Genomic DNA, 6,836 nt, shown 5'->3' with positions numbered 1-6,836 from the left:
TGTCTTTGATACCAACGATTTCAACTTCTTCGCCTACTTTCACGATACCAGTTTCTACACGGCCAGTTACTACTGTACCACGACCAGAAATAGAGAATACGTCTTCGATTGGCATTAAGAATGCTTGATCGATTGCACGTACTGGCTCTGGGATGTAAGTATCAAGCGCTTCAACAAGAGCAACTACAGCATCTTCGCCATATTGACCTGATTCACCGTTAAGTGCAGCAAGTGCTGAACCACGGATTACTGGAGTGTCGTCGCCTGGGAAGTCGTAAGTAGAAAGAAGTTCACGAACTTCCATTTCAACTAATTCGATTAACTCTTCGTCGTCTACGATATCGCATTTGTTTAAGAATACGATGATGTAAGGTACACCTACCTGACGAGAAAGAAGGATGTGTTCACGAGTTTGTGGCATTGGACCATCAGTCGCTGAACAAACAAGGATCGCACCATCCATCTGAGCAGCACCAGTGATCATGTTTTTAACATAGTCGGCGTGACCTGGGCAGTCTACGTGCGCGTAGTGACGAGTTGGGGAGTCGTATTCTACGTGAGAAGTATTAATTGTAATACCACGTGCTTTTTCTTCTGGTGCAGAGTCGATAGCAGCGTAATCTTTCGCTTCACCACCAAACTTACGTGCACATACTGTAGCAATCGCAGCTGTTAAAGTTGTTTTACCATGGTCAACGTGACCGATTGTGCCCACGTTAACGTGTGGCTTATTACGTTCAAACTTAGCCTTAGCCATGTTCATCTTCCTCGTTTACGTCGAACACAATGCTGAGTAAAACTCTGCCCCGACATATCGCCTAAAAAACTAGACACCTAATACTTGAAAAGCAGACTAATAAGCCTGCTTTTTGAAAATCTTGTGCGAATAATCGCTAAACTGTATCTGGAGCTCTTATCGAGATTTGAACTCGAGACCTCTCCCTTACCAAGGGAGTGCTCTACCACTGAGCTATAAGAGCGACAAATCCTTCGATGGAGCGGGAGACGAGGATCGAACTCGCGACATGCAGCTTGGAAGGCTGCCGCTCTACCAACTGAGCTACTCCCGCATCTATGTTGGTAATTACCACTTCTATCGAAGTTAATGGTGGTGGGAGAAGGATTCGAACCTTCGAAGCTTACGCGGCAGAGTTACAGTCTGCTCCCTTTGACCGCTCGGGAATCCCACCATTTTCACACTTACTCAGTGTTCGTTCTTTACTTAACAACTCAAACTCCCTAAGATGGTGCCGGCACACGGATTCGAACTGTGGACCTACTGATTACAAGTCAGTTGCTCTACCAACTGAGCTATGCCGGCGTTTCTTAGTGTTTCGTACGTTTCGTATCGGAACGGTGTGCAGTTTAGCAAAACTTGAAATCCGTGCAAGTGTTTTTTTCAAAAAAAACGCTAAAAACTCATAAAATCAATCCATTTGATGATAATTCAACCGCTTTGATCACTGCGCGAGCTTTTATTTGGGTTTCATTCCATTCAGATTCAGGATTTGAGTCCGCAACTAGACCTGCGCCTGCCTGTACATAGACCTTATTTTGACGAATAACACAGGTACGAATCGCAATCGACATGTCCATTTCGCCATGCCAGCCTAAATAACCAACAGCACCACCAAAAACACCACGTTTTACAGGCTCAACTTCATCAATAATTTCCATGGCACGAATTTTTGGTGCACCCGAAAGTGTCCCTGCAGGGAAAGTTGCCTGAAAAACATCCAAAGCATCGACATCGTCACGCACTTCACCTTGCACATTGGACACAATATGCATGACATGCGAATAACGCTCGATCACCATTTGATCAGTCACTTGTACTTTACCAATTTTGGCGATACGCCCGACATCATTACGCCCCAAGTCAATCAGCATTAAGTGTTCGGCAATTTCTTTTTCATCCGACAACAAATCTTGCTCAAGTGCCAAATCTTCTTCTTTGGTTTTACCGCGCGGGCGTGTACCTGCTAAAGGACGCACAGTGGCAATACCATTTTCCAAACGCGATAAAATTTCAGGTGATGAGCCGACAATATGAAACGGCTGATCATCGCCCAAAGTTTTGCCTTGTACCAAGAATAAGTACGGCGATGGGTTGAGATGGCGCAAAGCACGATAAACCTGTAACGACTCACCATCAAAATCTGACACCATGCGATGTCCAGGCACCACTTGCATAACATCGCCTGCACGAATGTATTCTTTGACGGTATCAATGGTCGCCAAGAATTTCTCTTTGCCTGTAAGCGATTCAAAATGTGGTGGCGTATGTTTTTCTGCTTTTAGACTAATCGGGGTTGCTAAAATTTCTTCTAGTGCATCGAGTTGTTGTTGTGCCTTGTCATAAGCATCTGCCTGCGCTGCATCGGCATGCACAATTAAGAACAAGGTATCTTTTAAGTTATCAAACACGATGACTGTTTTAGACAACATCATCCAAATATCAGGCAAACCGACTGGATCTGCTGCAGGCACGTTTTTTAAACGCGGTTCGATATAACGCACTGCATCGTAACCAAAATAACCCACCAAACCACCTGTAAAGCTTGGCAATTCAGGCAAGTCAGCTTGCGTAGGCACTTTAAATTGCGCTTGAAAATCGCGGATATACTGAAACGGCTGTGCACAAGTTTGTTTTTCGATTGAACCGTCAGCATGTTGGATGGTGAGTTCACCCGCATTACAGGAGAAAACTGTAGATTCACCCAAACCAATAATTGAATAACGTGCCCAGTTTTCACCACCTTCTACAGACTCAAACAAATAAGCTTGTTGATGCTGCTTCAAACGTGCAAATACCGACAATGGAGTTTCGGTATCGGCCAAACGCTGGCGATATACAGGAATGAGGTTGTAGCCTGCTGCTTTAAGTTGTTCAAATTGAGTCAGAGTGGTCATGTGAAGCTCTCTATATTTCGATGTAGCAATGTTTTCGATAAGACGAAGTGAAGGACGGTTGTAGATTGACTAGCGTCGCCATCGAAATATGGGCATTACAGCCTGACTCATATTGATATCCTTTATAGCAATTAGCGTAAAATTATTTGATTTTTGAATCTTAAATATTTAACAATTCAGTTAAATTATCCACAATTTGTTGCGGCTGACAATTGGCAATCGGCTCACCATGATTATAACCGTAGCTGACCACAATACAATCAATCCCCGCTCGACGCGCGGCTTCAACATCATTAGAAGAATCACCAATCATCAAGACTTGAGACTTCTCCACTTGATAATGTTCAACACAATGCAGCAATTGACGCGGGTGTGGTTTACGCTCCTCAAAGCGATCTCCACCAATCACATCAGCAAAATAGTGTTGCATCTCTAATGCTTCAACAATGGCACGAGCAGGTAGTTCAGGTTTATTGGTCACACAAACTAAGGTTTTTTGTTGTGCTTTTGCCCAGTCCAAAAATTCAATAATGCCCGGGAATGGTTGTGTGTCGATACACGGATCGGCATTATAAATTTCTAAGAAGGTGTTCAGTAGCTGTTGTTGCTGTTCAGGATGAACTTCGCCCATTAAGTGCGATAAGACACTATTGCAAAATACCGCAGTTCCCTTCCCCACCCAAGTTCGCACTTGTTCCAGTGTTACCAAAGGCAGTTGCAGTGCATTTAAACTCATGTTCATGGCGCGGTATAAATCTGTCGCAGAATCGACCAAAGTGCCATCTAAATCAAATAAAATGACTTGACGTGTATCAAGCTGAGCAATAGACATTCTTCCCCCTAAATGAACAAAGGCATGCGATCGCATGCCTTGATTGTAAAGCAAAGGCTGCTTATTTAAACAATAGCCAAGCCAAAACTGCCAAAATCACCAAGACAATCAGTGAAATCAAGCCAACAGAAGCATTTTTTTGCTGTTCTTTCTCTTGTTCCACACGAGAAACAGGCTGCTCGACAGACACAGGTGTTGGCTCTGCTGGAACTGCATGAATATCCACGCCTTCTGGAATAGGTGCTGGTTTTGGTACTGCCACGCCTTGCGGCATACCATCACGGTTTAATTGCACAGAACTGTCACGTTGATTCAATTCAGGCATTCCCTGCTCGTTCATTTGCTGTGCAGGTGTTTTTTCTGTTTGTGCTGTGACTTTTTCAGCAGTTTCGGCGATATCTGCCGCATGTTCCAATTCAACCGCAGGCGCAAATACTGAAAACTTTAAGCTGGCAAATTGGACGATATCACCTTCTTTAAGTAAGGTTTCATCGGCAATGCGTAAATCATTTACAAAAGTGCCGTTGGAAGAATTTAAATCTTGCACATACAGCGCTTGTTCTTTAAGTAAAAAAGCCGCATGTTTACGTGAAATTTCTGCTGATTGCAGCACCAAATCTGCAGTTTGATGACGCCCCACCAACATATCACGGTCGATACTAATTTCTTGGCCAGTAAATTCACCGCTAATTGCTTGTATTTTCCAAGTCATAAATAACTTCTCTCGTGTGATTTGGCGACATCATAACATGCCCTCAACCACAATCTGCGCAGGATACGATTAAGGTGTAGCGCGAATTGTGGTCGTAGTGACTGTATTTTTAGTTTTGCTGACTTCCTGCTGCGGCAAAACTACGTTTTGGCGCTGTACCGCAGGCTCAATCGCAACAGGGGTGCTCACCACCGTTGCTGTGCGGTTTGCAGACACTGCTGATGGTAAGGTTTGATAAGTTCCTGTTTGCGGCGCAACTCGAGATACAGGCAAACGCTGCTGATAAACATCGCTAACATTCTCAGGCAGTTTAGCAAAGCTACCATCGGCATCCATTGCCAACTGAAGGCTATACAATTGGCTATAACGCTGCTGCGAAATACGGCGAATATCCTGACTATCTCCCACAATGGTTGGGTGAATAAAAATCAATAAATTACGTTTTTGATTAGATTGACCATCGGAACGGAATAAACGCCCCAACCCTGGAATAGCACCCAAACCTGGCACAGCCTGACGACTATAAACCGAGTTATCAGAAATTAAGCCACCTAAGACAATGGTTTGTCCGTGCTCGGCCAAAATAGAAGTTTTAATTGCGCGTTTGCTGGTGACTAAATCCTGCGCCTGACCTTTATTGGCTTTGACATCTGACACTTCTTGTTCAACTTCCAAGCGTAGTGTTCCGCCTTCACCAATATGTGGCACGACTTTTAAAGTAACCCCGACATCTTTACGTTCAATAGTGGTATACGGATTTGCCACACCACCATTGGTAGATAATGAACCTGTTACAAAAGGAACGTTTTCACCAACCACAATATAGGCTTCTTCATTGTCCATGGTCACAATAGATGGCGTAGACAATAAATTGGATTTGGTTTTTTCCTTCAAGGCCTGAATCATCGCACCATATAGCTTGCGTGAACCATCACGACCTTCACGATAATCACCCAACACCAATGACGTACCTGCACCAATCGCACTGCCTGCGCCTGCTGCACCACCAGTTAAATAGCCTGCAGCAACATTTTTTAAACTTGCACCAATATTGTCAAAATTAATTAGACCGATACCGCTGCTTAAATCGCCCAATGCCCACTGCACACCCAATTGGTCGGCATCGGTACCTTCCACTTCTATAATCGCAGCTTCAATCAACACTTGTTGACGACGGGTATCTAGTTGCTGAATGGCCGATTCAATTTCACGCATCAACTGCGGATCGGCTTTGACCACCAAAGCATTTTGCGAGCCATCGGCAATAATACTGACACCATTACCATTAAAACTGGTGATGTTGTTTTGATTGTTGCTATTCGAGCTGCCACCCAAATTAATACTTGGGGTGGAAATAGTCGATGAATTACCTGTGTTGTTATTGGTGCTGCTTAAATTACTAGCACTGTTGTTGTTACTGTTGCTATTTGCATTAGAGCTGCTGCTCACCGCCTGTCCTGAAACCAGACCTTGCAATATTTCTGCTAAATTCTGTGCACTGGCATATTTCAAGCGAAAAACCTTCAAACCACCCAAACGATCTGCCGCAGGCACATCCATCATTTCAATCATTTGACGAATGCGTTTACGTGTTGCGGTATCGCCTTTGATGATAATACGATTGGTACGGTTGTCCGCCACAATACGCACACGCGAACCTTTAACATCTTTCGCTGCCCCTGTCGAACTCATCGACTCAAGCAAGCCAATGACTTCTTCGGCTTGACTGGATTGCAGGCTAATCGCTTCAATGTCATTTTGCCCCGTACCATCTAGGTTACGAATAATGCTTTCTAACTGATAAATGTTACTGGCACGATCAGACACGATTAGAGCATTGGTGCCCCCGACCGCAGACAAATGCGCAAACTGCGGCATGAGCGGACGTAAAGCAGGAATCAGGTCATTGGCATTGGTATTTTCTAGCCAAATCACTCGCGTTACAATTTGGTCACCACGCGCATTTTGACGACCATCATAGGGAATGCCTGAGCTTTTTACATTGCTGTCAGGTACAAGGCGAATGGTATTGCCTGATGGTATTGCCACCACACCATTCACATTCAATACGCCTAAAAACAGGTCATAGACTTCATTTTTATTCAGGGCTTTGTTGGAAATCACCGTGACATTGCCACGCACACGCGGATCGACTGCAAAGTTCTTGCCCGTAATATCGGCCACTTCATTAATAAATGCAGTTAAGTCCGCATCACGTAAATTAATTTTCCAGGTTTGCGCATGACTTGCAGTACTCACCATTGCAACAAGCGGTGCAGCAGCCAGTAATGCCCAAAATGGACGCTCATAATTCAATAAAGCCATAATCTACTGTGTTTCCTAACCCTAAATATGTCTCTGCATGTAGTTACGATGCCG

At 44.2% G+C, this 6,836-nt stretch carries 5 protein-coding genes and 4 tRNA genes; all 9 read right to left on the bottom strand.

The window, feature by feature from the left end:
• On the bottom strand, positions 1 to 757 hold a 757-nt coding region (locus tag FTT70_RS09750; RefSeq protein ID WP_179996502.1), incomplete at its 3' end, for an elongation factor Tu.
• Between the two features lie 148 nt (positions 758 to 905).
• Positions 906 to 980 (bottom strand) — tRNA-Thr (locus FTT70_RS09745).
• A gap of 14 nt (positions 981 to 994) precedes the next feature.
• Positions 995 to 1,070 (bottom strand) — tRNA-Gly (locus FTT70_RS09740).
• Between the two features lie 36 nt (positions 1,071 to 1,106).
• Positions 1,107 to 1,190, bottom strand: a tRNA-Tyr gene (locus FTT70_RS09735).
• Positions 1,191 to 1,245: 55 nt separating this feature from the next.
• Positions 1,246 to 1,321 (bottom strand) — tRNA-Thr (locus FTT70_RS09730).
• Positions 1,322 to 1,419: 98 nt separating this feature from the next.
• Positions 1,420 to 2,913: an anthranilate synthase component I gene (gene trpE / locus FTT70_RS09725; RefSeq protein ID WP_131260968.1), complete on the bottom strand. Its 1,494-nt coding sequence runs from the start codon at positions 2,911 to 2,913 to the stop codon at positions 1,420 to 1,422.
• A gap of 160 nt (positions 2,914 to 3,073) precedes the next feature.
• On the bottom strand, positions 3,074 to 3,745 hold the full coding sequence (locus FTT70_RS09720; protein WP_004975764.1) for a phosphoglycolate phosphatase: 672 nt from the start codon (positions 3,743 to 3,745) through the stop codon (positions 3,074 to 3,076).
• A gap of 61 nt (positions 3,746 to 3,806) precedes the next feature.
• Positions 3,807 to 4,457 carry an FHA domain-containing protein gene (locus tag FTT70_RS09715; RefSeq protein WP_131260970.1) on the bottom strand — a complete coding sequence of 217 codons (651 nt, stop codon included), beginning with the start codon at positions 4,455 to 4,457 and terminating at the stop codon, positions 3,807 to 3,809.
• Between the two features lie 69 nt (positions 4,458 to 4,526).
• Positions 4,527 to 6,782 carry a type II secretion system secretin GspD gene (gene gspD / locus FTT70_RS09710; protein ID WP_131260972.1) on the bottom strand — a complete coding sequence of 752 codons (2,256 nt, stop codon included), beginning with the start codon at positions 6,780 to 6,782 and terminating at the stop codon, positions 4,527 to 4,529.
• Positions 6,783 to 6,836: the final 54 nt, after the last annotated feature.

This window comes from Acinetobacter sp. YH01003 (genome assembly GCF_013420525.1).
Lineage (GTDB): Bacteria > Pseudomonadota > Gammaproteobacteria > Pseudomonadales > Moraxellaceae > Acinetobacter > Acinetobacter towneri.
The sequence above is the reverse complement of the archived record's forward strand: the minus strand, read 5'-3'. Positions and strand labels throughout refer to the sequence as shown.

Coding starts and splice junctions, on each gene's coding strand:
- gspD (WP_131260972.1), bottom strand. CDS start 6,782: ATGGCTTTATTGAATTATGAGCGTCCATTTTGGGCATTACTGGCTGCT.
- FTT70_RS09715 (WP_131260970.1), bottom strand. CDS start 4,457: ATGACTTGGAAAATACAAGCAATTAGCGGTGAATTTACTGGCCAAGAA.
- FTT70_RS09720 (WP_004975764.1), bottom strand. CDS start 3,745: ATGTCTATTGCTCAGCTTGATACACGTCAAGTCATTTTATTTGATTTA.
- trpE (WP_131260968.1), bottom strand. CDS start 2,913: ATGACCACTCTGACTCAATTTGAACAACTTAAAGCAGCAGGCTACAAC.